Origin of the sequence: Paenibacillus forsythiae T98 (assembly GCF_000520735.1) — a bacterium.
GTDB classification, from domain to species: domain Bacteria; phylum Bacillota; class Bacilli; order Paenibacillales; family Paenibacillaceae; genus Paenibacillus_AQ; species Paenibacillus_AQ forsythiae.
Window position 1 is genome coordinate 1 of the sequence record NZ_ASSC01000213.1, and the last position, 25,115, is coordinate 25,115.

At 50.3% G+C, this 25,115-nt stretch carries 24 protein-coding genes and 1 riboswitch; of the genes, 3 read left to right on the forward strand and 21 right to left on the reverse strand.

The genetic code is table 11. From position 1 onward, the window contains the following. From L692_RS0107350 to L692_RS0107365, 4 genes are all read right to left on the reverse strand, one after another. On the reverse strand, positions 1 to 971 hold a 971-nt coding region (locus L692_RS0107350; RefSeq protein ID WP_025698547.1), incomplete at its 3' end, for an L-lactate MFS transporter. A 126-nt stretch (positions 972 to 1,097) separates the two neighbouring features. Beyond that, positions 1,098 to 1,823 carry a LytR/AlgR family response regulator transcription factor gene (locus tag L692_RS0107355; protein ID WP_025698549.1) on the reverse strand — a complete coding sequence of 242 codons (726 nt, stop codon included), beginning with the start codon at positions 1,821 to 1,823 and terminating at the stop codon, positions 1,098 to 1,100. Next, positions 1,820 to 3,484 carry a sensor histidine kinase gene (locus L692_RS0107360; RefSeq protein ID WP_025698550.1) on the reverse strand — a complete coding sequence of 555 codons (1,665 nt, stop codon included), beginning with the start codon at positions 3,482 to 3,484 and terminating at the stop codon, positions 1,820 to 1,822. The genes L692_RS0107355 and L692_RS0107360 overlap by 4 nt, the downstream gene beginning before the upstream one ends. A gap of 162 nt (positions 3,485 to 3,646) precedes the next feature. Further along, positions 3,647 to 5,077, reverse strand: a complete 1,431-nt coding sequence (locus L692_RS0107365; RefSeq protein ID WP_025698553.1) for an NAD(P)/FAD-dependent oxidoreductase — start codon at positions 5,075 to 5,077, stop codon at positions 3,647 to 3,649. 75 nt (positions 5,078 to 5,152) lie between these two features. Beyond that, positions 5,153 to 5,252: riboswitch (purine riboswitch) on the reverse strand. Positions 5,253 to 5,475: 223 nt separating this feature from the next. Between L692_RS0107365 and L692_RS30535 the strand changes: the two genes are divergently transcribed. Continuing rightward, positions 5,476 to 6,513: a GGDEF domain-containing protein gene (locus L692_RS30535; protein ID WP_025698555.1), complete on the forward strand. Its 1,038-nt coding sequence runs from the start codon at positions 5,476 to 5,478 to the stop codon at positions 6,511 to 6,513. Between the two features lie 124 nt (positions 6,514 to 6,637). Here the strand turns inward: L692_RS30535 and L692_RS30540 are convergent, their stop codons facing one another. Further along, on the reverse strand, positions 6,638 to 9,766 hold the full coding sequence (locus L692_RS30540) for an EAL domain-containing protein (RefSeq protein WP_025698557.1): 3,129 nt from the start codon (positions 9,764 to 9,766) through the stop codon (positions 6,638 to 6,640). Between the two features lie 346 nt (positions 9,767 to 10,112). Between L692_RS30540 and L692_RS32485 the strand changes: the two genes are divergently transcribed. After that, the gene (locus L692_RS32485) at positions 10,113 to 10,253 is read left to right on the forward strand and encodes a hypothetical protein (RefSeq protein WP_198027719.1); all 141 of its coding nucleotides are present in this window, start codon (positions 10,113 to 10,115) and stop codon (positions 10,251 to 10,253) included. Between the two features lie 86 nt (positions 10,254 to 10,339). Here the strand turns inward: L692_RS32485 and L692_RS0107390 are convergent, their stop codons facing one another. Continuing rightward, a complete protein-coding gene (locus L692_RS0107390) occupies positions 10,340 to 11,224 on the reverse strand; it encodes a LysR family transcriptional regulator (protein WP_025698558.1) in 885 nt (294 codons plus the stop codon). A gap of 129 nt (positions 11,225 to 11,353) precedes the next feature. Between L692_RS0107390 and L692_RS0107395 the strand changes: the two genes are divergently transcribed. Next, the gene (locus tag L692_RS0107395; protein ID WP_025698560.1) at positions 11,354 to 11,818 is read left to right on the forward strand and encodes a rhodanese-like domain-containing protein; all 465 of its coding nucleotides are present in this window, start codon (positions 11,354 to 11,356) and stop codon (positions 11,816 to 11,818) included. An 86-nt stretch (positions 11,819 to 11,904) separates the two neighbouring features. On the opposite strand, the gene L692_RS0107400 is transcribed toward L692_RS0107395, so the two are convergent. The 15 genes from L692_RS0107400 to L692_RS0107475 form a co-directional block, all read right to left on the reverse strand. Beyond that, positions 11,905 to 12,693 carry a formate/nitrite transporter family protein gene (locus L692_RS0107400; RefSeq protein WP_025698561.1) on the reverse strand — a complete coding sequence of 263 codons (789 nt, stop codon included), beginning with the start codon at positions 12,691 to 12,693 and terminating at the stop codon, positions 11,905 to 11,907. Positions 12,694 to 12,998: 305 nt separating this feature from the next. Continuing rightward, entirely contained in the window at positions 12,999 to 13,745 is a 747-nt protein-coding gene (locus L692_RS0107410; RefSeq protein ID WP_025698563.1) for a TerC family protein, read from the reverse strand. Positions 13,746 to 13,837: 92 nt separating this feature from the next. After that, entirely contained in the window at positions 13,838 to 14,431 is a 594-nt protein-coding gene (locus L692_RS0107415) for a TerD family protein (protein ID WP_025698565.1), read from the reverse strand. An 81-nt stretch (positions 14,432 to 14,512) separates the two neighbouring features. Then, positions 14,513 to 15,235, reverse strand: a complete 723-nt coding sequence (locus L692_RS0107420; protein ID WP_025698567.1) for an amino acid ABC transporter ATP-binding protein — start codon at positions 15,233 to 15,235, stop codon at positions 14,513 to 14,515. A 16-nt stretch (positions 15,236 to 15,251) separates the two neighbouring features. Then, the gene (locus tag L692_RS0107425; protein ID WP_025698569.1) at positions 15,252 to 15,899 is read right to left on the reverse strand and encodes an amino acid ABC transporter permease; all 648 of its coding nucleotides are present in this window, start codon (positions 15,897 to 15,899) and stop codon (positions 15,252 to 15,254) included. Positions 15,900 to 16,025: 126 nt separating this feature from the next. After that, a complete protein-coding gene (locus L692_RS0107430) occupies positions 16,026 to 16,895 on the reverse strand; it encodes a transporter substrate-binding domain-containing protein (protein ID WP_025698571.1) in 870 nt (289 codons plus the stop codon). 362 nt (positions 16,896 to 17,257) lie between these two features. Beyond that, positions 17,258 to 18,082, reverse strand: a complete 825-nt coding sequence (locus L692_RS0107435; protein WP_025698573.1) for an alpha/beta hydrolase — start codon at positions 18,080 to 18,082, stop codon at positions 17,258 to 17,260. A gap of 26 nt (positions 18,083 to 18,108) precedes the next feature. Next, positions 18,109 to 19,383, reverse strand: a complete 1,275-nt coding sequence (locus L692_RS0107440) for an ABC transporter substrate-binding protein (RefSeq protein WP_025698575.1) — start codon at positions 19,381 to 19,383, stop codon at positions 18,109 to 18,111. 80 nt (positions 19,384 to 19,463) lie between these two features. Then, the gene (locus L692_RS0107445; RefSeq protein ID WP_036722552.1) at positions 19,464 to 20,294 is read right to left on the reverse strand and encodes a carbohydrate ABC transporter permease; all 831 of its coding nucleotides are present in this window, start codon (positions 20,292 to 20,294) and stop codon (positions 19,464 to 19,466) included. Further along, on the reverse strand, positions 20,294 to 21,175 hold the full coding sequence (locus L692_RS0107450; RefSeq protein ID WP_025698579.1) for a carbohydrate ABC transporter permease: 882 nt from the start codon (positions 21,173 to 21,175) through the stop codon (positions 20,294 to 20,296). Before L692_RS0107450 ends, L692_RS0107445 begins: the two co-directional genes overlap by 1 nt. 38 nt (positions 21,176 to 21,213) lie before the next feature. Further along, positions 21,214 to 21,558 carry a cupin domain-containing protein gene (locus tag L692_RS0107455; RefSeq protein WP_025698580.1) on the reverse strand — a complete coding sequence of 115 codons (345 nt, stop codon included), beginning with the start codon at positions 21,556 to 21,558 and terminating at the stop codon, positions 21,214 to 21,216. A gap of 3 nt (positions 21,559 to 21,561) precedes the next feature. Continuing rightward, complete coding sequence (locus L692_RS0107460; RefSeq protein ID WP_025698581.1) at positions 21,562 to 22,233, reverse strand: DUF2848 family protein; 672 nt, start codon at positions 22,231 to 22,233, stop codon at positions 21,562 to 21,564. A 26-nt stretch (positions 22,234 to 22,259) separates the two neighbouring features. Further along, positions 22,260 to 23,033: a carbon-nitrogen family hydrolase gene (locus L692_RS0107465; protein WP_025698583.1), complete on the reverse strand. Its 774-nt coding sequence runs from the start codon at positions 23,031 to 23,033 to the stop codon at positions 22,260 to 22,262. A gap of 38 nt (positions 23,034 to 23,071) precedes the next feature. After that, a complete protein-coding gene (locus L692_RS0107470) occupies positions 23,072 to 23,527 on the reverse strand; it encodes a PNPOx family protein (protein WP_025698585.1) in 456 nt (151 codons plus the stop codon). A gap of 3 nt (positions 23,528 to 23,530) precedes the next feature. Further along, positions 23,531 to 25,115, reverse strand: a 1,585-nt coding sequence (locus tag L692_RS0107475; RefSeq protein WP_232238743.1) for a 4-hydroxyphenylacetate 3-hydroxylase family protein, incomplete at its 5' end; no start/stop codon positions are given.

The following is a 25,115-nucleotide window of genomic DNA, read 5'->3' on the forward strand; positions in this document are numbered from 1 at the left end:
CCGAAGCAGAAGGCGATAGCCGCTACGCAAGCGAAGAAGACTCCGAAATTCAGCTCCGCGAAGCTTAAGGTCCACATCGCGGCTGCGGTAACCGCCAGCGTTGCTCCGATCAGCTTCAGACGGTTCACTTTATCGGACAGCGCGCCGAGGACAAGGCGTCCCGTCGTGTTGAAGATGGCGATCATCGCCACTGCGTTAGCCGCGGTCTGCACATCCAGACCGGCCAGCTTCACGCCGATATCCTTAACGATGCCGATCAAATACAGGCCGCTCATGCAGGCGGTGAAGAAAATCACAAACAACAGGTAGGCTTGCTTGGTCCGCAGCATTTCGCCGACCGTATAGTCCTTGACTCCGTTTCCGGCGGCTGCGGCCGATGGAGACGGCGAAGCTTGGGTGGCCGGAGCTTCACGCACCAGCAGCGAGCCGATCACGATCATCGCCATAACGATCATGCCCCAGTACAGAAACGCCCGGGACACGCCGACCGAACCGATCAGGCTGCCGTTCACATATTTGAAGAGCAGGCTTCCTGTCCCGTAAGCGCCCACCGATACCCCGGAGATCAGGCCCTTCCGGTTAGGGAACCACTTAATCAGGTTGGATAAAGACGTGATATAGGCTGTTCCGTCAGCATAGCCGACAATAACGCCCGCCAGCAGATAGAACATCGGGAGCGAGCTGGCCGAAGAACTAAGGATAAGACCGAGGCCCAGCATAATTCCCGCCGCCGCCGTCAGACGGCGAAGCCCGATTTTATCCTGAAGCTTGCCCGCGAAGAGTGTCGCGAATGCCAGCGCAAAGCTTGTTATAGAAAAGGTAATGGATACGGAGCTGAGCTGCCAGCCAAATTTGGTCACGAGCGGCTGGTTGAACAAGCTCCAGGTATAAATCGTGCCCAAACCCATCTGCATAATAATGGTTCCCAGTACGATGAGAAAGCGGTTGTTTGCTTTAGTGCCTACCGACATGTTATTTCCTTCTTTCGTTCGTGATTGCCGCGTTCATGAGCGCTTCTTGCTCCTTTATTGTAACGGACTGGCAAGAATACGGATCAAATGCGGAACGAAATGACGGAAAGAAGGAATGAACTGCCTCTACAGACGCATAATCTGCCTGAATTCCTTCACCTTGCTCCGGCTGACCGGCACCTCAAAGTCAAGATCGCGCAGCCGCAGCAGATACGTATTGTTGAACCAGGGGATGATTTCCTTGATTTTGGACAGGTTGACGACAAAGGAACGGTGACAGCGGAAAAAGCGCTCCTGCGGCAGCCGGCTGTGAAACTCGCTGATGCTGACCCCCATGGTGTACTCTTCGTTTCGCGTGAACACGCTAGTCGTCTTCTCCTGCGCCGAGGCATAGTAGATATCGTCGGTATCGACCACGATAATTTTTTCATTTTTCCACAGATTGATCTTGTTGCTGACGGGACTGCGCTCCTCCTCCCCGCCGGATCGCTGCGAAAAAGCCGCCTCCAGCTTGCCGAGCATCCCCTTGATCCTTGTTTCGCTGTACGGCTTCAGAATGTAATCGAACGCTTCCAGCTCGAACGCCTCGGCGGCATGCTCTTTATATGCGGTAATGAATACAATGTAGGGCTTTACGGAAAATTTGCTGATATTCTGGGCCAGCAGCACGCCGTCCACAGAAGGGATATTGATATCGAGGAACAGCACATCCGCCTCGCCCGCCTGCAGAAACTTCAGCGCGTCCAGCCCGTCCTCGAACTGGGCCACGACCTCGATGCCGCTGTTCGCCTGAATCAGATACGCAAGCTCCTGTCTGGCCAGCTCTTCGTCTTCTACGATTATCGCTCTCATCGGCTCTCCTTTTTGACATCAAATGTAATATCCGTCCCTTTGTCCAGCCTTGTAATCGTCAGCCCCTCGCCGTAAATCAGCTTCACCCGCTGATGCACATTGAACAGGCCAATCTTGTTCTCCGGCATGCTGCCGTCATACACCTTTCGAATCGTTTCCTCGCCGATGCCGGTTCCGGTGTCGCGGATGCCGATCCGCACGCTGTCCCCCCGGTCCTTGACCGAAATCATCACCGTTCCCGCGCCCCGCCCTTTCAGTATGCCGTGTACAATCGCATTTTCCACCAAGGGCTGGATAATGAGGCTCGGGATACGCACCTCCGCCTCGTCATCGATATCGTAGAGCACCTTAAGACGTCTGCCAAAGCGGGCCTTCTCGATCTCCACGTAATGCCGGACCTGCTGAAGCTCCTTGCGGATATCGATGAATTTGTCCGCCAGCTCCAGATTGTAACGCATATAACCGGAGAGATTGATGATAAGCTCCCGGGCCTTGTCGGGGTCGATGCGGATGGAGGAGACGATGGCATTCAGCGCATTGAACAGAAAATGGGGATTGATCCGGGTCTGAAGCGCCTTCAGCTCCGCCTTGTTCGCCATCTCCTTGATATCCTCCACCCGCGAGACCTCCATCAGCGTGGAGATCATCTGCGACAGACCGATGGCCATCGCCTGAAGGGAGTAAGTGATTTTGTGGGCCTTCGTATAATAGATTTTGAGCGCGCCGGTTACAACGCCCTTTTCCTTGAGCGGAATGATAATCAGCGATTTGATATGCTGTTCGTTGTAGTCGGTATCGCTATTGCGGATGGTAATCTCCCCGCTCGACAGGGTGATCTTCGTCTCCTCGCTGATAATCTCGTTCTTCTCGGCGTAATACTCCTCACCGATGCCGACATAGGCGCGAATCCACCGGGTATCCGTAATCGCGACCGCATCCGCGCCGATGTCCTCCTTGATTATCGTGCAAATTTTGCGCAGAGACTGCGGATTGATGCTGCGAAAATAGGGCAGCGTCTTGTTCGCGATATCCAGGGCGAGCTTGGACTGCCTGGCCGCAATCCGCTCCTTCTCCCCTTCAACGCTCTGGACGAGCATGACGATCAGCCCGACGCTGACCTGGCTTACAATCATCGGAAAGGCAATCTTCGATACGATCTGCACCCCGAGCGACGCCGGATGGGCCATGACGAGAATCAGCAGCATCGTCAGCGCCTCGCAGCCCATGCCCGCCAGAATCCCGGCCTTCCAGCGGCGTTCGGCTGACGTGCGCCGGTAGATGATTCCCGAGACGACGCCCGTTGCAATGCTGGTAATCAGACAAGGCACCGAGGTGACGCCGCCGATATCGATCAGAAACCGGTGAATGCCGGAGATCAGGCCGGTGATAAGTCCTACCCAAGGTCCGAACAGAATGCCGCCGGACATAATCGCCACAATCCGGACGTTGACAAGCGAGCCCTCCACCTTGATTCCGCTGTATGTGCTGAATATGGCGAACAGGCTGAAAATGACGGTTGCAATCAACAGCTCCTGCGGAGTGTAAGCCCTTTTTTGAAAAATCTCCTTGAAGCGCGGCACCCGGGTCAATACAAACAGAGTCATAAGCAGCAGCGCCGCGCGTTCGAGCAGTTGCAGCAGGATGACGAATGTATACTGCATCGTTGTTCTTGCCCCCATTATTCAAATATATCGGTCATTATAGACAGATGCCCCGGGATTGTCCACGACAAAAGGGAAGCCTCCCTCTCCTTGCGAAAGGAGAACGGGCAGCTTCCCTTATTTTTGAGGGACCGTCTGAGCCGCATGCGGCTCGGAGCGTCTTTAGGCCCGTTCAAGCATGCCGCGCGCAACCCAAATCCCCACCGCGCCCGCCTGGGCCAGTCCGCGCGTGATGCCCGCGCCGTCCCCGCCGCAGTAGAGACCGGAAATTTCCGTCTCGAACGTCTCCGTCAGCTTCGGACGGGCCGAATAGAATTTGGCTTCCACTCCGTAAAAGAGCGTATGATCGGAGGCGATGCCCGGCGTCACCTTCTCCAGCGCCTCCACCATCTCGATGAGGCTCTTCATCGTATTGTACGGCAGCACAAGTCCCAGGTCGCCCGGAACCGCCTCCTTCAGCGTCGGCTCAACGAAGCCTTCAGCGATTCTTGTCCCGGTGGAGCGGCGTCCCCGCAAAATATCGCCATACTTCTGCACAATGACTCCGCCGCTTGACAGGTCATTCGCCCGCTTGCAAATTTCGCGCGCATATTCATTGGGCTTGTCGAACGGCTCGGTGAACTTATGGGAAACGAGCAGCGCAAAGTTCGTGTTGGGGGAACCGAGCGCCGGGTCCTTGTACGAGTGTCCGTTCGCGGCCATCACCCCGCTATGGTTCTCCACGACGACATGTCCGGACGGATTGCTGCAGAATGTACGGACCCGGGTCCCGACCGAAGTGTTGAAAATGAACTTGCCTTCATAGAGATGCTCATTGATCTCCTGCATAACGACATCCGACGTTTCCACCCGAACGCCGACGTCCACCTGATTATTGTACATCTTCAGCCGGTGTCTCTTCAGCACATCCGTAAGCCAGGCGGAGCCGTCGCGTCCCGGAGCGACCATGGCCAGGCTCGTCCCGTAAGTCTCTCCGTTCTTCAGCGTTACGCCCGTAACCCGGTGAGTGCCGTTGTCATTAACCGTCTCGATATCCTGCACCTCCGTCTTGAACAACATATCGATACGGGTACGCAAATATTCGTAAATCGACTTCAGGATCTCCAGATTCTGCTCCGTTCCCAGATGCCGCACCTGCGCCCGCAGCAGCTTGAGCCCGGCCGCATATCCCCGCTGCTCAATGCGCCGGATCGGGTCGGTTGTGGGATCGGTGATCGTCTCCGTCGCTCCATGCTCCATATTGATGGAATCGACGTAGCGGATCAGCTCCAGCACCCTGGAGGGAGGCAGGTAATCCGTCATCCAGCCCCCGAATTCGGTTGTAATATTGAACTTTCCGTCACTGTATGCCCCCGCCCCGCCGAAGCCTGCGGTAATGGAGCAGGCCGGCAGGCAGCCGGCAAATTCCTTGCGGCCGGAAGCCGGAGGGCAGAACTGAATCTTGTCCTCCATTATCGGGCAACTGCGTCTATAAATATCATGCCCCTTGTCGATCAACAGCACTTTCCAGTGCGGGGCCTTGCGGGTCAGCTCATAACAGGTAAAAATACCGGCAGGTCCGGCGCCAACAACGATCACATCATATTTACTCATCGGTTCCTCCAGAAAAACGAATTTTATCCATGCAGAATAGGTCGGCACAACAAAAATCCCGGCAAATGTCAGGGTATGCCAAAGGCACCCATCCGTAGCCAGGAATTTACGGTTCCCTGTAGAAACCCCCAAACCTTATCTCCGGGGATATACGAACAGTAAGTATATGCGTTCAAGGAATATGATTCAGTCAATAGAATCTTATCGAATACAGACGAATATGTCAATGATATTACAGTCAATCATTCGTATTTACAGAAGATTTTCGCTTAAAGCTTAATATTATCGTAATAATTATATATAAAAACCGAACATTATAACCTTCTCCTCGCAGGGAAGGAAAATGGGGATTTCTGTCGAATTATATAACCATCGCGACTGGAAATGAGGAACACCCTATGTTTAATTCTTTGTACACTCCTCGTCAATTAAATTGGAACCGTGTGCTGCTGAATGCTTTCTGGATTATGCTGCTGGTCCATGTAATAAATCAAATGTACAGCTCCCATAGCTTGCTGCCCGATTTAATCATTTTGGGCACTGTGCTTCTGCTTGAGTGCATCTACAAATGGAAAACCGCGTTCTCCGAAATCTCTATTACGATTGGAAGCTACTTTATTTCCAGTCTGATCGTCTTTTTTCTTTCAGAGAATATTCATGTGAAACCGTTCTTCCTGCTGTTCCCGCTGCTCGTATCCATGATCTATCTAAGAACCACCTATCTGATTCTCTCATCGACGGCAGCCCTGCTGTATACCGCGGCGGTGTTCGGAACGACGATGGATAGCGATGACATGCGAATCGAAATGATTATGACTGTGAGCATTATTGTGGCTACCCTGCTTACAGGGCTTGCCGTGATCCGCCGGGGCCAGGACCTCATCCGCTCGCTGGAAACTTCAGAGAAATCGGAGCAGGATCTGCGCATCCAGAATATCATTATGGACCGCCTCTCCAAGATCGACCCGTTGACGGATCTGTATAATCACAAGACCTTTCACGAATATTTTGGCTGGCTCATCGACCATCAGCAATCCAATCCGTTCCCGATGCAGCTGGCGATACTCGATATCGACAACTTTAAAAAGGTCAACGATACGTACGGGCATTGGGTAGGGGATATTGCGCTGAGGCAGGTGGCCGCCACAATACTGGAGAATATTGGCGCGGATGACTTTGCCGCCCGTTACGGAGGCGAGGAATTCGTCGTTATTTTGACCGCAAAGCCGCTTGAGGCTTCCCATGCCATCATGGACCGGGTCCGGGCGGGCATCGCCGGTCTGCCCATTGCCGAGATGGAGGGGAAATCGGTAACGGTGAGCATCGGCATGCATGATTTTCAGGATTCCGGGTCCAAAAGCTTCGTCTTCCAGAAGGCCGACGACGCGCTGTACGAGGCCAAGAAGACGGGAAAGAACAAACTCGTCATTCATTGAGTGGCAGGCACACAGAGAAAGGGATGTCCATACCAGCTTGAGACTGGACCGGACATCCCTGATTTTTTTGCGAAACAGCATACCGCAGATCCCCTATAACCGCTTACCCGGGCGCATCCGGCAGTCAAAATCCGGCCTGACCGTACCCATGGCCCCGCAGCAGCTCCTGCGTATTCCGCTGCGAGAGCGGTCTGCTGAACAGGTAACCCTGCACCTTGTCGCACCCGGCTTCCTCAAGAAAGACCAGTTGGCTGCTGTCCTCCACGCCTTCCGCCACGACCTCCAGCCCCATTTCATGACCCAGCGACACCATAGTCCGGATAAACGACTGGCTGTGTGAATCTTCCGTCAACGGATCGATAAAGGCTTTATCCATCTTGAGCGTGGTAATCGGAAGCTGCTGCAGGTAGCTCAGCGATGAATAGCCCGTTCCGAAGTCGTCCAGCGCGATGCGAATGCCCTGCATTTTCAAATACTCCAGCTTGCCGACAATCCGTTCGAATGATTCAATGAAGACCGTCTCAGTAATCTCCAGCTCAAGGCATCCCGGGGGGATTTCGCTTTCGGACAGGACGTTCAGCACAGTCTGGATAAAATCGTCCTGCAGCAGCTGAATAACCGAGATATTGACCGCAATTTTATAGCAGTTATTTTGCCGGCGGCACAGCCCCGACATGAACTCGCAGGCCTTCCGGAGCACCCATTCCCCGATAGGGATAATCAGCCGGGAATCCTCGGCGATCTTGATGAACGACAGCGGCGAGACGAAGCCGAGAACGGGGCTGTCCCAGCGGATCAGCGCTTCAAAGCCGGAGATGGCCCCGGTATGAAGATCGACCTGCGGCTGGTAGAACAGCTCAAACTCCTCATTGTCCAGGGCGCCGCGCAGATGCTTCTCGATCATCATCCGCTCGTTGAATTCGGTATGCATCCCCCTGTCGTATACGGCATAAATGCCCTTGCCCGCTTCCTTGGCGCGGTACATCGCCATATCCGCATTCTTGAGAATCTCCTCCGTCGTATTCCCGTCCTCGGGATAGAAGGAGATTCCGATGCTGGCCGAGACGTAGACGCTGCTCTCACCGATCTCGAACGGTTTCCTGAATTCGGAGAGCAGCTGCTCCGCCAGCGCCAGCACTTCCTTGTGCTCTTCAATATTTTTCAAGAAAACAACAAATTCATCGCCCCCCAGTCTTGAGAGCATGCTGCCGTCACGAACAATGGTTGACTGCAATCTTTCGCTCACCTGGCGGATGAGAATATCGCCGAACTTATGGCCCATCGTGTCATTGATATATTTGAAATTGTCCGTATCCACGAACAGCAGCGCAGCCCTGCCCCCGGGGAGATCGAAATATTCTTCCATCGTCTCCAGCAGACAAAGACGGTTGGGCAAATGGCTCAATGAATCGAAATAAGCAAGATGATGCATCTTTCTCTGATTCTCCAGCAGGGTGTCATACTGGTCCACAAGCTCCTGCTGCGTCGCCGCAAGCTGCTCATAGGTCGCTTCAAGCTCCTCGTAGCTGCCGCTAAGCTTAAGCTCCATTTGCTTCCGCCTGGAAATATCGATCAGGGAGCCAAGGAACAGCATGATTCCTTTCCGGCTGTCGTACGTCGCCTTGCCTCTGACTTCAAACCAGAAGTAACGCCCGTCCTTGGTCCGCATCCGGTATTCACTTTCATACAGCGGCGTCAGGCCCGCCAGATGTTCCTCCCGAGCCTTGCTTGAGCGCTCCCGGTCATCGGGATGGATCAGATTGAGCACCGTTTCCACGGACAGCTCGATTTCTCCTTGCTTATAACCCATGACTTTATACCAGCGTTCGGATACCCAGTGCTCCTGTTCCTTGTAATCGAATCCCCACAAAAAGGCGCCGGAGGCTTCCACCGCCAGGCGGAACCTCTGCTCGCTGAAGCTCAGCTTGTCATTCTGGTCCTGCAGCTCCTCCTTGGCGTCCGCCAGCTCCAGATGAGCGGCTTCCAGCTGCCTGTAGCTCGAATGAAGCTCAAGCTCATTTCGCTTGGACTCGTCGATATCGATCCCGATCAGGACATAAGCTTTGGAATTTCCGCCCCCGAGCCCTTTAATCAGCGTCGTCCGGAATGTAAAATATCGCCCCTCCGAACCTCCGTCCGGGATCTGAAATTCCACATGACTGACAAAATCCTGCCGGACCGCCCGGTACAGCAGCTCCTTCATCTTCGTTCCGCCGACCACTTCTACCTCCACATCGTCCAGGCTTTTCCCGATGATCTCCTTCTCCCTGAGGCCGGTCACGCTTTCGCCGTATTTGTTCAGGCGCAGCACCGTCCGGTCCTCCCGAACCGCCCAGACCAGAATGCCCGTATGCTCGATCGCATCCTGGAAGAACTGCTGCTCGGCCCGGATCATCCGGCGCAGATGGTTAACATACATTCGGAGAAGCAGAGCGCCGGCGGTCAGCAGGCAGCAGCCCACGACGATCCCGGCGATGGTCTTCAGACGCATCCGGCTGCCGTAATCTTCGGAATGCTCGAAGAAATACTGCTGGTACAGCTGCTCAAACACCCCGCTCTGCTTAAGCTGCTTCAGACGGGCATTAATGTAAGACACAAGCTCCGGTGAAGCTTTGCTGATTCCGTAAGCCATATCCGCCGAGTAAAGGTTTCTCATTTTATGTACAATGCTGTCGGTCAATCCTTCTTCGACGATCAGATAATCGACGACCGACTGGTTCTCGAACAGGAGATCAATATCGCCTCTGCGCAGAGCATTCAAGGCATCCGCAACGGTTGGATAAGCCTCATAGCCGGAAACTCCCAGCCCATTCCTAAGTATATCCTCGCTGTAGTGCCCCTCCCCCACGCCGATCTTATAGCCCCCCAGGTCCCTGGGATGGACATACTCCTTCAAACCCTGCCGGGCGTATACGGAAATGCGAATCTTCATGACAGGCTTTGAGAAGAGAACTTTCTTCTTTCGCTCCTCTGTGACCGCCATCAGTCCCGCCGTGTCGATCTCTCCGCCGCTGAGCTGCCTGTATACCCTGTTCCATGAATCGCTTCCGTACCGAACCAGATAGTCCGGCTTCTGGAAGATCATGCTGGTCAGATCAATGTCAAAGCCGGTCAAATATTCGTTCTGTATGTATTTGTAGGGAGGATAGTCGAGTTCCGCCTTGTAGACGACTTCTCTTCTTGCGGCGTCAGCGGCATCCGGCAACAAATTAAGCAGAATGAACAACAGGAGACCGATTTTGAAACGCCTCATACAATTTCTCCTTTTCCGTTTCTCCTTTGGGATATTTTTCAAAATCAACAGCATACTTATGAGCTATATAAGATCTTTCGACAAATATTGGGAGATGTCCTGCTTACGCTTGCGCAAAATACCATTTCTTAACCGTAAATATAACCTCTTATAACCATACATTCGTCGAAAATATTCCTTCGCTTGTCAGCTTGCTTAAAATTGTAACATTTCAAAGTGAGATATTTCACTTTTAATATTGATTTTCAGACGTAGAATGTGGATAATAACAATATCGGTTATGGTGATAATGATTATCATTATTAAAGATCGTTGTTAAAATTGATTTAAAGGAGACTGAATGCTTATGAACGCAGCTGCTGCCCGGACGTCACTGAAGGTTGATGATTACCTGGATCTGTTTAATCTTGCCGTCAAGGTAGGGGATTTGAAATGGCAAAAAGAAATCAAAGCCCGCCTGCGGTTCATAACCTACAAAAATTGTTGACTTCACACTTGAACAGCCGCACGCCGGGAAACCGGAATGCGGCTTTTTGATCTTCCCGCCTGCGCAGCCGTATTTCCTTGCGGCGCTCAAATCGTTCCCGGCGCCTGCATCATTTCAATAAAACGCTTGAAGGAAGAGGACAGCCAGCGGTCCTTGCGGTAGATCAGCTGGATGAAGAACCCTTTGCCGCCGTCTTCCGACACCGGAACCGCCTTCAGCTCCCCCCGCCGCAACTCTTCCCGAATCGTATAGCCCGGAAGAAAAGCAATGCCCCATTCATGCTTGACGGCCTGCTTGATTCCCTCCAGATTGCCGAATTCCAGTTCCACCCTCGGCGTCAATCCCGCACCTCTCATTTTGTGCAGCAAAAGATTGCGGTACGTGCACGTATCCTCGGTAAGCACCAGCGGCTCGGGGGCAAGCATGGACAGCTCTGCCGAATCGCGGCCCGCCAGCGGGTGACCGGGATGAACGATGACGAACAGCTCCTCCGGCTGCAGGGCCACGACCTGAAGATCATTCGCCGAATAGGGCAGGTCAAAAATCAGGCCGAAATCGGCGGATTTATTCCGCACGGCGGCGATGATGTCGATTTCTGACCCCGGCAGCACGCGCATACGGATATCCGGATACTGCTTACGGTAATGATGCAGCCGCTGCGGCAAAAAATAGGCGGCAAGCGTCTCAATCGAACCGATTGCAAGCTCACCCGTCTGCCCGCCGGAGATCACCTCCTTCGCTTCCTCGCTAAGCGCAAGCATCTGCTTGGCATACCGGAGCAGCGTTCTCCCGGCAAAAGTCGGAGCCATCCCCCTGCCGGAACGCTCCAGCAGCTTCGCCCCGTACATCTCCTCCAGCTTGGCGATCTGGGCGGTTACGCTGGACTGGGCATACCCCAGATTTTCCGCCGCCCGTGTATGGCTGCCGCTTGCGGCGACCTCGCAGAAGGTACGCAAATAAGTAAGCTCCATCCCGCTCCCTCCACTCCAACTATCATTTATTTCGATAATTATTATCCAATACTATAGATAACTACAATGACTGATTCAAGCTAAAATAAAGAAAACAACCATTTCAGATTTTTCAAGGAGGTTGACAGCATGAATTTCAAGCCGAAATCGCAGGTACTGGCCGCCCCGGCCGCTTCTCCTGCCGAGGCCGCGGCCTATTTTGCCGCAAAGGGAAGGTTTGAGACCGATGTGGCCGATGTCGCTTACGATATCCGGGAAGGAATCCAGAACTTTGTTCTGGTTGATGTCCGCGATGCCCGCTCCTACGAAGAAGCTCATCTGCCCGGCGCGGTCTCCCTTCCTTCGGGACAGCTTGCCGCTGAAGCACTTGCATCGCTTCCGCAGGATAAAGCGCTGATCTTGTACTGCTGGGGCCCGGCCTGCAACGGAGCAACCAAAGCGGCCGCCAGGCTGGCGACGCAGGGCTACCGGGTCAAGGAGATGCTCGGCGGCATCGAATATTGGCGGCGGGAAGGCGGAGTGCTGGAAGGCACGCTTCGGGAGGAAGCGCCGCTCTGCTGGCAGATGCCCCCGCTTCAGCCGCAGGGCCGCTGACAGGAAGAGCCGCGCCGGTTCCAAAGTAAAAGGCCTTCGCTTCTGTACCATCAGAAGGAAGGCCTTTCTTGGTTAACAAGCTCTTTTTAATGCGCTTCATCGTCCAGAAAAGGCTTGTTCACATAAAAGTACATCACGCCCATCAGCACGCCCCCGCCGATCAAATTGCCAAGGGTGACCGGAACGAGGTTGTGCACGACGCCGCCCCACGAAATCGTTCCCGGATGGTCCAGCACAAGCGCGATCGCGAAGGTGCACATGTTGGCAATGCTGTGTTCATAGCCCGAAATGAAGAAGCAGAACACAAACAATACCATGGCGAACAGCTTGGCGCCGTCGGCCTTCATCGACATCGGTACAAAGAAGGCGAGACAGACGAGCCAATTACAAAGGACAGCCCGCCAGAACAACTGAATCGCCGGAGCCTCCATTTTATGGGCAACAACATTCAGCAGAAACCCGTTTACGTTCGAATCATAGAATAGACCGGTTAAATAAATGAGCAGCGCGAATGTCGTTGCGCCCAGAATATTTCCGATATAGCTCCACACCCACATCCGGCCGACATCCGTCCACTGCATCTTCTTGCGGAGCGCGGCATAGGTATAGTAGAACGTGTCCCCGGTGAACAAATCCCCCCCGCCGTAGGAAATGAGGATGATCGCGGCCCCGAATGTGACGGCAGCCATTGGATAAGTCATCGGAGAATGCTCCATGTAAAAAAAGTTCCCGGTTTTAAATGCCACGATAACCCCGAATCCGATAAACATACTGGCCAGCATGGCGCGGGCAATATAGCGGAATATACTGTTGCGGTATACCCTTTGCTTCTTGAGCGCCAACTGCTCGACTTTTAACAGCGCTTCATTCTCCATAGAACCTCCGTGGGTTGTCGTATTTTCAGCAGCATTGGAGTAACAGAATGGGACTTATTATACCCAATAAACCGCAAAAAAACGCTTGAAACAACAAACCTCGAAGATTGCCGGATCATGTCTATTTGGGGGATTCCCTGTCAGTATTCAGCTCGGCGATTCCCTCCGCCTTCCTGCTCCCGGCTGATACAAGAAGCACGAGAATGAGACACCCCAGGATCATAAGTCATCTCCCTTCCCGCATTGCCGCGCCATGAAGCAATGTATGTACGGCGGAGAGGAATTATGATTGCGGCAGCCACGGTTTAATGGCGGACTTCATTCTTCGCTTCACTGTGTTTCCGCCCGGCGCTGTACAGAATCGTACCGACAAAGACGGAGATAATGACAGTAAAGAAGACGAAATGGGGCATTTCGTAGCCGAAAGCGCCAGCCAGCATTTTACCGGCAATAATGGCAATCAGCATGAAGGCCGCCTGCTCCAGCTCGGGGAATTTCTCGATCAGCTTCAGGAAGAGCTGTGCCACGCCGCGCATCATCAGCACCCCCAGAATACCGCCCATGAACAGCACCCATACTTCGCTGCTCAGGCCGAAGGCGGCGATTACACTGTCGATACTGAAGGCAATGTCCATCAGCTCGACAAGCAGCACCGTTCTCCAGAAGGAAGTTCCCTTGTTCTGTGCGGTTTCGCTCCCGCCTCTCTTAAAGATTCCTTTATAAGCGATGTAGAAGAGATAGATGGCGCCAAGCACCTTGACCATGGTGAACTTGATGAGATATGTGCCCAGGCCAATGGCCACGAAACGAAACAGATACGCCCCTACAATCCCGTAGAAGAGCGCCTTCTTCTGCTGCTCCTTGGGCAGATGCTTGACCATTACAGCAAGCACGAGCGCGTTGTCCGCCGAGAGCAGACCTTCAAGCAGGACCAGGCTTCCGATAATCCCCCAGCTTACAGGATCTGAAAGTGTGGCAAGCACATCATGCCATGAGAAAAAATGTCCGTAGCTGTCGCTTATGCTCCTAATAAAATTTGATAACCCTTCCATTTCCACTTGCCTCCGGTAAAATCATATTCGTTCCCGCCTGCGCTCCGCTCCAGTCTAGGGCGTTCTTCCCGTTCATTTCCTCATATCCCTGCTTATACGTACCGCTCGGCCAACTGACTGATATGCGCCGCGTGGCTGCCCTCGCCAATCGCCGCAAATCCCCATTCCGAGCCCCGCCTGAACAATTCGCCGCCGATCAGGGCGGTGAAACCGGAGTAGTTGTCTGACAGGTTGTATTTGACCAGCTCGGCTCCGCCCGAAGCATTCTTCACACGGATATACGCCGACCGGATCATGCCGAAGTCCTGCCTTCGGTTCACGGCGTCGTAGATGTTGACGACGATCAGAATCCGGTGCACATCGGAGGGAACCGCTATCAGGTTCACCCTGATCTGCTCGTCGTCCCCGTCGCCGTCGCCTGTCAGATTATCGCCGGAATGAACGACCGAATGGCAGGCGCTCTGCTTGTTATGGAACCAGACCAGATTGGTCCGCTTCGTCAATTTCCCGTCGGCGTCAAGCAGCAGGGCCGAGGCGTCGCAGTCGACTTCCGCCCGCTGCTCAGGTCCCGACACTTCCTCGCTCCCGTCAGGGTCCCAGCCCAAGCCGACAATGATGTTCATCAGACCGAGGGTTCCTCCAGTCAAATCCGCCTTCTGCCCTTTTGCCAAATGAATTCCAGCCAAGCGTCAGCCCTCCATTTCAAAAAAAGCATATACAAAGTGATACGCGGAAAAATGGAATATGTTGCAAACCTGCCGCCCCGCTTATAATACCTTCGATAAAAATTCCCGGGTCCGCACATGCTGCGGACTTCCGAACAGCGCCTCCGGCGGCCCCTGCTCCACAATGGCCCCCTGCTCCATGAACAGCACCCGGTCGCCCACTTCGCGCGCAAAGCCCATCTCATGCGTGACGACGACCATCGTCATCCCTTCGCGGGCCAGCCCCTTCATAACGGTCAGCACCTCGCCGACCATCTCCGGATCGAGCGCTGACGTCGGCTCGTCGAACAGCATAATCTTCGGCTCCATCGCCAGCGCCCTGGCAATGGCTACGCGCTGGGCTTGACCGCCGGACAGGGAAGCGGGGTATGCCTCGGCCTTTTCGGCAAGGCCGACCTTCCCCAGCAGCTCCAGCGCCTTCTGACGGGCCTGCTCCTCCGGCCATTTGCGCACCCGGATCGGCGCCAGCATAATATTCTCGATTACCTTTTTATGCGGAAACAGGTTAAACTGCTGGAATACCATCCCGACCTCGGTCCGGACCTCGTTAATCCGCGTCTTCTTGTCCATCAGGTTGACGCCTTCGATCAGGATGTCGCCACCCTGCGGCTGCTCCAGCAGATTCAGACAGCGGAGAAAGGTCGATTTGCCCGAGCCGGATGGCCCGATGACGACGACGACCTCCCGGCTGTTGATGTCAACGCTGATATCGCCCAGCACCGTATGGCTTCCAAACGACTTGCGCAGATGTCTGACTGAAATAATCGGCTCCATGATTTTTTTACATCCTCCGTTCGATATAGCTGAGCAGCTTGTTCAGCAAATAGGTGAGAATGAAATAAAAAACCGCCGCCGTCAAATACGGCTCCCAAATCCGCATATACTGGCCTTTCATCGTATTGCCCCAGTACATAATTTCCGGTACGGCGATGAGCGCCAGCAACGAAGAGTCCTTGACCAGCACGATGAACTCATTGCCGAAAGCGGGCACCATGCGCTTGATGGCCTGCGGCAGCACCACGAACCGCATCGACTGCCGCCTCGTCATACCGAGCGACAACGCCGCCTCCCGCTGGCCGGAATCAACCGATTGAATGCCCGCCCGGAAGATTTCCGCCGCATAGGCTGCCGAGTTGAGCGATAGCGAGACAACGCCGGAAATCAGCACATTCGTGCTTCCATAAAAGACAGGCACCACCCCGAAATGCACGATCAGAATCTGCACATACAGCGGAGTCCCCCGGAAGAAATTGACATAGATATCGAAAGGCCAGCGCCAAAGCAGGCTTTTCAGCATTCTGCCGAATCCGATGCCCAGCCCGAGTATGGAGCCAAGGATAATGGAGGTGATAGAGATACCAATCGTATACAGCGTTCCCCGCAAAAATAATGGAAGGTACTCCCCAATGATGTCGAATTTGAAATCCATCCTTCTCTTCCCCTTCTCTTCTTATAGCGGACAGGCAGTCCTTCCGCCTCTTCCCTCAAAACTTCTCTGTAAAAAAACAAGCACGCGCAATATTGTTCATTACGCATGCTTGTTGACCTGCCTTGCTTACTGCGCATTCTTCAAATTCGTCAAGTCGGGAGCCTCTCCGAACCATTTCTTGTAGATTTCCTCGTACTTGCCGTTCTCGATCACCTTTTGAATCGCAGGGTCCAGCTTCGCTTTCAGCTCGCTGCCCTTCGGATACAGAATGCCGTAATACTCAGAGCCGAAATTCGGTGTATCCTTGATGCCCACCAGCTTCATTTTCGGATTGTTCTTGATATACTCCTTCACGATCGCGATATCGGCCACCACCGCGTCCGCACCGCCGCTGTCCAGATCCATCATCGCTACCGTATTGCTGTCGTAGCGCTTCAGCTTCGTGTTGCCAACGCCCATAATCTTGGTCATCAGCTCGTCGGCGGTCGTGGCCGTCTGTACTGCAACCGTCTTGTCTTTCAGGTCCAGTGCGCTCTTGATGTCGCTGCCTTCCTTGACCAGAATCATATTGGTTGATTCAAAATAAGGAACGGAGAAATCATAGGTCAGCTTGCGCTTGTCGGTAATAGAGACCGCAGACAGGCCCGCCTGGTATTCCGTACCCTGCTCAACACTCGTGAGCATCGTGTCCCAGCCCGTGTTGACCACTTCGTACTTCATTCCCGCTTCTTCCATGACCGCAGCGATAAAGTCGATATCGAAGCCCTTGATCGTGTCCTTGTCCATGTATTCCATCGGCGCATAGGAAGCGTCGCTCGCGAACTTGATGACCTCTTCCGCAGCGTTGCCGCCAGAACCTGTATTTTCTGCAGTGTTTGCGTTGCCTGTGTTGCTTCCGCTGCTTGCATTATTTGCGTTATCTGATCCGCAGCCCGCTATAGCCAACACCAAAATAGCGATTAAAGCCGAAACAATCCACTTATTTCCGCCTTTCATCCCTTTGCCAGTCTTCACTCTCTCAATCCCCCTGAAATTATCTGTAGTACAAAGAGATTTTAACAGATTAAAGTATGGATGACAATTATCATTTCCAAATCATGTTATGTTACATCACATATTATCGGAAGTTTGTAACATTTTATTTGTCCCCCACTTATCTAACGCATAGCGGGGCTTCCGTTGGCCTCGATACAGAGTTGCACGCCCTTGAGAACTTCATATTCGAAGGCTTAGGCGCCGTTTCATAAGAGCATATATTTGCTCTGCAGACATGTTTAACCCCCACCTTTGCTTTTGGCTTAGAGATGGGGGACTGCGGCACTAAATCTGTTCAATTTTATCTTCCTAATAGGGTTGGGTTATGATTTAACTGGAAGCCATTTCAAAACTCTCTGAATTTGGGTGTCCCAATAATCCCAATCATGCCCTCCGGGACCTTCATCGTAAGTTAAATCAAGCCCAATCTTTTGGGTGAATTCTTTGAAATCCTTGTTAACTTCATAAACGTAATCTTCTGTTCCGCAGCACTGATAGAGTTTAGGAATTTCCGAGTTGGATTCTTTGACCCTTTGTGCCAAGTAATTCAGATCGTGCTCAGTTCCACTCAGTTCTCCCATATCTCCAAATGCATTCTTGGCAACTTGGTGCAAAGGCAGCAGAGTAGGACTGCCTTTGTGCATTTTTTGGGCTAAGCTGTTAGCGACCTTGTATAAATTAAGCGCCCCAGACAGGCTTGCAGCAGCAGCGTATTTATCCGGGCTGCTAAGCGCAAGCTTGAATGCTCCGTATCCTCCCATTGATAATCCGGCAACAAAATTATCTTCCCGCTTGCCAGAAAGAGGAAACAACATTCTTGCTATCTGTGGCAGCTCTTCGCTGAAATAGCTATAGTAAGGTTTACCATAGGCCATATCCGTATAAAAACTATGATCTGCCGCCGGCATCACAATCGCGATTTTTTTTGCTTCAGCATATCGTTCAATCGAGGTATTTCTCAACCAGGCACTGTGGTCATCGGACAAGCCATGGAGTAAATACAGAGTAGGATACTTCTTACCTTCTTCAAAATATTGCTGTAGTCTCCCAAAATTTTCATCATCCATTGTCGGAGTAGGAATATAGACGAACATAGAAGTTTGCAACATCAATTTTCTGGAAAAAAACTTACATTCCATCAAAGCCAAAAAAACCACACTCCATTCGATGTGTATTATCTCCAGTTTTTAAACAAAGCTTCAATTTCCTTTAAAGTTTGAGTGGAGTTAGCTTTGTCTGCAATAAACTTCTGTAATACTTGACCAATATCAGTTGCTATAGGAAAGTAATCCCAGAATGCCACCGGCACAACCTTCCCTTGTTCCAGATAAGATAGAAGATCCATATTGATGGGACCCACGAATTGCTCTGATGGCTTGATCGTTTTCATGGCCGGAACTTGATGAAAAACTTCGACGAGAGTTTTCTTGCCTATATCTGAGGTCACAAGGAAATCCAGGAACTTTTTAGCAACTTCTTTATTCGGAGATTTGTTGTATACCGCCAGTGAATAAATTTGCATGTTTATTTTGTCATTTAAATTGATATCATCCGTAAATGGGTATGGCATGATTCCCATTTTTAATCCCGGATTTGATTTATTAACATTGTCTTGAATCCAATTCCCTTGTAAAGCCATCGCAGCCTTTCCATTTACGAGATCATTTGCCTGTGTATTTCCGTCAGTTGTTAAATCTTTATGGTTACCATGTTCAGTTGAGAAGCGTAAAACATCAAGCATCTGTTCAAACATTGGATTACCAACAAGTTGCGCCTTGCCGCTCCTAAGGTCTGCAATAAACTGAACAGGATTATCTACTCGATCTATAGCATTATTAAAGAAGTGTGCTCCCAACTGAAATAGAGGCTCTCCATATGAGTTAACAAACGGCTGGATTCCGGAATCCTCAAGCTTTTGTGTAGCAGCTTTAAGCTCTGTGAACGTCTTCGGTGTTGCTGTAATACCCGCTTTTTCAAAGAGCTCTTTGTTATAAACCAGACCAGCCCCCTCGATGATATAAGGCATCCCTAACAGCTTGCCGTCCCTTGTGACAAATCCCTTAGTACCTTCATATAAATCACCCACCCAGGGTTGGTCGGACAAATCCTCATAAAAGTCTTTCCAGACATCTACATTCCAGTTATTGAAAATATCAGGCATATCTCCGGCAGCGTATCTTGCTTTCATAGTTGGATCAAAGTCGACAGAATTAATATACGAGAACTCAACTTTAACTCCAGGGTTCTGTTTCTCAAATTCCCTGGCTATATCTTTGTATCCTTCAAGATTCTTATACTCAACCACTTTAATCGTTACTTCTTTTTGTTTATTGGATCCATCACCATTTGCTGCTTGATCTGTATTGGCTTGATTGCCGCTCGAAGTACATGCTGTCAGTAATGATACAAGCATAATCATCATACAAAAAATGGGCCAACTTCTTTTCATCCTTACCCCTCCAGTAATGTTTGGATTGCAGTTTAGTATGTGAACGAACCCCTCTATTAATAGATGGTTTGCTCAATAAGTTACCCCTTTACAGCACCTGCTGTAATCCCGTCAATGATATAACGTTGCAGGAACAGGAAGAGTACTAAAAGTGGAGCAGAAGTTATGACTAAAGCGGCCAGTGCAGTGTTCCAGTCTTTTTCCATTTCGCCAAAAAAGGTGCTTACTGCCAGTTGTACCGTACCGAAACCCGGTTTCTGCAGCATTATTTTTGGAAGAAGAAAGTCATTCCATATCGAAAATGAATTAATCAAAATCACTGTTACAACCATCGGCTTCAGTAAAGGAAATACAACTTTCCAATATACCCGGTACGGGCCGCAACCGTCCATTCGTGCCGATTCCTCAAGCTCAATTGGAATGGATTTGATAAATCCGTGAAATAATATTACAGCAAAAGAAACTCCTAGCCCCCAATATACAACAATGATTCCTTGAATGTTGTTCATGAATTGAAACCATTTTGCGACCTTGATCAAAGGGATCATTACCGCTTGAAACGGAACAGCCATTGAAGCGATACACATTCCAAATAACAAGCGATTTGCCCGAGAATCATAGCGTACAATTCGGTATGAAGCCATTGCCGAAATCAAAGCAATCCCTATGGAACCTAATAATGTGATGACAATCGTATTTCGAAATGCAATCGGAAGGTTAATCGATTTCCAAGCTATTGAATAGTTCTCCCAATGAATAATAGACGGAAGAGTTGCCGCATTTTGGGTAATTTCAGCGAAAGTCTTAAAAGAATTAGCCAACACAAGGTAGAAGGGAGAGAGAAATAGAACAAGAGTAAGGAATAGTACCAGCTCTATTAGGGCATATTTGCGGAAATAAGTGTTATTCATCACACTTGCACCTCTCGCTTCTTCGTAAGAGATACTTGAATAATTGAAATAATCATGACTATAAAAAAGAAAACAATGGCCTTTGCAGCACCCAAGCCCATATTATTTTTTGCAAATGCCTCGGTATAGATATTCATAGCAACTGATTCGGTAGAAAGAAAAGGGCCGCCCTTTGTAAGCGAATAGTTTAAATCAAATGATTTGAAGGAAGCGACAGTAGAAATAAAAATACAAACTGTAATGGATGGCATGACCATCGGAAATATTACATTGCGCAGAACCTGTGAGGTATTAGCTCCGTCAATCGTAGCTGCCTCGATCAAATCTCGCGGCACATTTGCCAGACCCGCAATATAATAAACCATAATATAACCGACTCCCTGCCAGACAAACACAATAACCAGCGCCCAAAAGGCGGTTGCTTCAGTAGCCAGCCAAGGCAGATTAAAAAAAGCAATACCGGTATACTCACCGATCGTAGAGAATCCCTGAGTATATATGAACAGCCATATGAAACCAAGTATTATTCCACCAATTACGTTGGGCATAAAGAATAATGTGCGCAGTACATTTCTGCTCTTTAAGGGCTTCGATAAAAAGTAGGCTATGGCGAACCCGATTACGTTGCATAAAATAACTGACACAATTGTAAAACGAATCGTGAACCAGAGAGAATGTATGAACGCTGTATCATTTGTGAAGATGAATTTATAGTTGTCAATTCCAACCCAAGGCAGCTTATCCGACAAACCGTTCCAATCCGTAAATGAATAATAGATACCAAAAGTAAAAGGAATGGCCGTTATCAAAATGAACAAAACAACAAAAGGGCCCATAAATACAATTTGTTGCATTATACTTGATGACCAAACTCTATTCATTTCAACACCTCTGTTGTTATTTCTTGATTTTAATAATGCTATCTGGAATAATAACGAACTTCGAATGTTTTACAGCCAGTCGGCGATATCCAAGGGCCGTGCTTCATACCGGGCGGTCGGCAAGCCACCATACCCGCAGTAAACTCCTGATTTAGAGTCAAGTCGATTATTGAACCTTCAATGATATACAATTCCTCCCAAAAGTCATGGATCTGTACCCCGTTAGGCGTCGTATCGGTCCCTGGCGCAAAGATGAGGATGCGCGTCGCGACACCCGATTCCGGATCTTGGGCGATTACTCTTTCTGATAAACCTTCCACCTTGCTAAAAGGTACCTCCGCAAATTGACGATAATCGGTAAATTCAAGTTCCGGTTTTCCCATTTTTTATTCCTCCTCAGCATTTTTTAAAAGTTTCATTTGATATTTAAGCTCAAGCTTGCGGCCTGTCTTACGATCTACCAGTTCAGCCCGGAAAAAGCCTCCAAACACAAATCCCCCGTGAAGCGGCAGTGTACCGCAGTAAAGCGCCATGTCGGAATCTGCATAGCCTCTATCTTTGACAATTCTCATCAACTGTTCTGGATGCAGAAACTCGCCTAACCTTCCAGATTGATATAATTGCTCACTGCCATTGATCTGTACCCAGCTTTTAATTTCAATTTCATCCCACCGGTCAATAAACGAATCAAGCAACCAGAGCTCTTTAGTAACTGTTTTGGCGCAAACCTGTTTTGATTTTTGGATCGATACCGCCTCCAGTATCCGATCTGTATGGTCACTGCCAAGCCCCGCGTACCAGCTTCCATTAATGTGGAGCAATACGACTTCTGCTTCACCGCTGCTGTCGTTTTGAACAACTGTGATTTCGTTCGAGGTAAGCAGCAGCTCCGGGGAAAGATCATACAGCATCGGAACCTGCGGCGGGGCCGGGACACCCAATTCTTTTAATTCCTCTATATGTTTCTTGACAGCATCTTGATCCTTGCCTGTATAACCCGCAATAACCAGCCGTTTGGGTGACCAGCTTATAACGGTCTCTTCGCATATAAATTCCATCTTTTTATACATCCTCTCTCATCAGTCTATAGCACACGATGTTTCAAGCTAGGGAATGTTTCTCTTATTCGGGATACCTCGGACGGATCGATTTCTGATTTCACGATGGTTTCTTGTTCTTCGCCTGATGCCAACGCAACGCCCCACGGATCAACTATTGAACTGTGTCCGCCGAGTAGAACATTCCGGGTTGTACCTGCACAATTACATGAAATAAGAAAGCATTGATTTTCCAGTGCGCGCGTAGCATTAAACAACCTCCAATGCTCAAGACGCTGATGCGGCCAAGCCGAGGCAACAAGGAACATCTCCGCTCCCAAGTCAACCTGCTGGCGGTAAAGCTCAGGAAACCGAAGATCATAGCATGTTGTCAGTCCAACCTTTCCGAACTCGGTTTCGATTACTTTCGCGCCATCTCCTCTTGTCAGAAGCTCGCCTTCTTTTGAGCCATAGCGGAATAAATGCGTTTTATGATAAGTGCCTGCCAGCTTGCCTTGACGATCAAACAGAATGCTTGTGTTGTAATAATTTCCGTCTCTCTTTTCGACAAAGCTTCCCGCAAACAAATAGACCCCGCGACTTTTCGCAATTTCAGAAAATAATGTAACAAAGGGACCTGTAATCAACTCCGCCTCTTCTATATACCTGTCAAACGAAAAGTAACCGGTGGCCCATATTTCCGGCAGCAGGATCAGATCTGCGTCTTGAGCCGCCTGATCGACCAGCCCGACAGCACGTTCAATTCGCTGTTCTTTGCTCTCCTGATCCTTAATTTCCAATTGAATGGATGCAATCTTCATGCCTCTCTGCCTCCTCCTTTTGGGATCGTGAATATACGTTAAGCAAGGCTAATCAGAGCATTCTTCATTTCGTTATCCAGCTTTTTAATCAATTCAGCCTTGTATGTTTTGACAAATGTCGGTAGAGTAACCATTTTGCCGCCGTAGAAGATGATGTCCCGAATTTCTTGTATTTCCACTTCCAACAGCGCCATCTTTAACGTAAGCTCTTCTGTTTTACTGACCTTTACCACTGCAATCCCTTTAATGGAGTACACCGTCTCATGTGAAAAAAAATTCAAAACCAGCCTGGGGTCCTCTTTCAATATCCGTACAAAATCAGATTTGGCGTCGATTGCAAAACGAATTGTTCGGGGGCCTACTGCATAGACCCATGAAAGGGCCGTCGAAAATATATCCCCGCTTTCTTTATTCAGTACATTCAGAATTACAATGCTCTGGCCTTGTAACTCGGATATCATACCGGCTGTAAGCTCGGTAGTAAGTGTGGTCATGTCCTACTCCTCCTTTAATGAGGCTTGCGGAAGGGTATAGCTTCCCAGAAAACGGTCGACGATTTCAAGAGGTTCATGATAACCATAATTACGGTAGGCGTGCCCCCTTACGACAAATGGAGCTCCATTGTAAAACATTTCATATTGTTGGTGGCGTCCAGCGAACTCTGAACCGATGATATCCCATGCCAATCGGTACAATTGAATTCTTTCCTCTGAATTGACGCCGGAAGCGCGTATATATTGGCGGATATCATCCTTGCTTTCCGGATTGACCATCTCATGATAGGAGGAAGGCAATTGCAGCACGCCTCCGCCGACAAGCTCGCGCAGAATTTTAATTACACCTGCATAAATTTGGTCTTGCATACCGACTATGCCGTACAAAAACCGCGCATTGGGCCGAGCCGTGCCCCTCTCATCCACTACACACTCATACTCACTTGCAAGCAGCATGCCTTCAACGGTCGCAGCCAATGAAGCAAGTTCACCTAACCGTTCCTGTACCTGCGGAAACTTGTCAGTCCCCCCCATTGCAGTAATCTTGCGGGCTACCCCGATCGTAAATTTCAATTTTGTAGACAGTCGAATTTGCGCCTGATTGTTCCCTAGCACATGAGCCGGTGTGTCATGGAACTGCGCCCTCGTTGCTTCAATGTTCTTATATGTGAATACATGCTTCCACGGGATAAATACATCATTGAACACAACTAGCGAATCACTTTCGTCAAACTGTGTAGAAAGAGGGTAGTCGAATGTACTTTCCTTGCCTGTTGCATAGGCAGGACGAGGGTACAGCTTTAACCCGGGCGTATCTATCGGCAAGACAAAGGATATGGCATAATCCTCATCGCCCGGTCTGAGAGGTGTAATACAACTGACAAATAAATAGTTGGAAACTGCGGTGCTCGTCCCGAGCATTTGCGATCCGCGTACGACAATGCCCTCCTCCCTCTCTTCAAGAACACCAACCGGCAAATATTTTTCTTCTTGCTCATGTGCGGCCTTGCTGCGGTCCACCTGTGGAGGAATGATGACATAGGTTACAAACAAGTCCTCATCGCGAGCGTACTGATAAAAGTCCAACACGTTCTGCTTGTACTCACCGAATACTTGCGGGGAACTGGCGAATCCTGCAAGGAAGGAGGCAACGTGGTCAGGGCTGCGTCCTGCGAACCCACAAGTCGCTTCCGCCCACTTGGTGATTGCCCGGCGGCGGATAGCCAATTCCTCGCGACAGCGGGGGATCATAAACACTTTGTTGGCAGTGGTCCCGTCCTCGGTTGTATAAATCATGTCGTTAGCCGGATCAGCAGCCAAATCATACAGGGTAGCAAATGACTGTGTAATCCCCCTGAATGCGGGATGTCTCGTGACATCATCAACCTTCTCTCCGTTAATGTAGATACATCTGTTGTCCTTCAATGACTCCAAATATTGTTTGCCGTTACGAACCATCGCTGACCATCCCTTCGCCTTATCCAAGTTTGGATTCAGTATGATGTGTTGTGTATACACAAAATCATAAAAAAAATTACTTGAATAGTTTATGTTATATATTCGGCATTTAATATTTAGAATTGGAGAC

Coding starts and splice junctions, on each gene's coding strand:
- L692_RS0107355 (WP_025698549.1), bottom strand. CDS start 1,823: ATGAGAGCGATAATCGTAGAAGACGAAGAGCTGGCCAGACAGGAGCTT.
- L692_RS0107445 (WP_036722552.1), bottom strand. CDS start 20,294: ATGAATAACACTTATTTCCGCAAATATGCCCTAATAGAGCTGGTACTA.
- L692_RS32485 (WP_198027719.1), top strand. CDS start 10,113: ATGAACGCAGCTGCTGCCCGGACGTCACTGAAGGTTGATGATTACCTG.
- L692_RS0107425 (WP_025698569.1), bottom strand. CDS start 15,899: ATGGATTTCAAATTCGACATCATTGGGGAGTACCTTCCATTATTTTTG.
- L692_RS0107365 (WP_025698553.1), bottom strand. CDS start 5,077: ATGAGTAAATATGATGTGATCGTTGTTGGCGCCGGACCTGCCGGTATT.
- L692_RS0107360 (WP_025698550.1), bottom strand. CDS start 3,484: ATGCAGTATACATTCGTCATCCTGCTGCAACTGCTCGAACGCGCGGCG.
- L692_RS0107400 (WP_025698561.1), bottom strand. CDS start 12,693: ATGGAGAATGAAGCGCTGTTAAAAGTCGAGCAGTTGGCGCTCAAGAAG.
- L692_RS30535 (WP_025698555.1), top strand. CDS start 5,476: ATGTTTAATTCTTTGTACACTCCTCGTCAATTAAATTGGAACCGTGTG.
- L692_RS0107390 (WP_025698558.1), bottom strand. CDS start 11,224: ATGGAGCTTACTTATTTGCGTACCTTCTGCGAGGTCGCCGCAAGCGGC.
- L692_RS0107410 (WP_025698563.1), bottom strand. CDS start 13,745: ATGGAAGGGTTATCAAATTTTATTAGGAGCATAAGCGACAGCTACGGA.
- L692_RS0107440 (WP_025698575.1), bottom strand. CDS start 19,383: ATGAAAAGAAGTTGGCCCATTTTTTGTATGATGATTATGCTTGTATCA.
- L692_RS0107460 (WP_025698581.1), bottom strand. CDS start 22,233: ATGGAATTTATATGCGAAGAGACCGTTATAAGCTGGTCACCCAAACGG.
- L692_RS0107430 (WP_025698571.1), bottom strand. CDS start 16,895: ATGAAAGGCGGAAATAAGTGGATTGTTTCGGCTTTAATCGCTATTTTG.
- L692_RS30540 (WP_025698557.1), bottom strand. CDS start 9,766: ATGAGGCGTTTCAAAATCGGTCTCCTGTTGTTCATTCTGCTTAATTTG.
- L692_RS0107395 (WP_025698560.1), top strand. CDS start 11,354: ATGAATTTCAAGCCGAAATCGCAGGTACTGGCCGCCCCGGCCGCTTCT.
- L692_RS0107455 (WP_025698580.1), bottom strand. CDS start 21,558: ATGGGAAAACCGGAACTTGAATTTACCGATTATCGTCAATTTGCGGAG.
- L692_RS0107470 (WP_025698585.1), bottom strand. CDS start 23,527: ATGACCACACTTACTACCGAGCTTACAGCCGGTATGATATCCGAGTTA.
- L692_RS0107465 (WP_025698583.1), bottom strand. CDS start 23,033: ATGAAGATTGCATCCATTCAATTGGAAATTAAGGATCAGGAGAGCAAA.
- L692_RS0107450 (WP_025698579.1), bottom strand. CDS start 21,175: ATGAATAGAGTTTGGTCATCAAGTATAATGCAACAAATTGTATTTATG.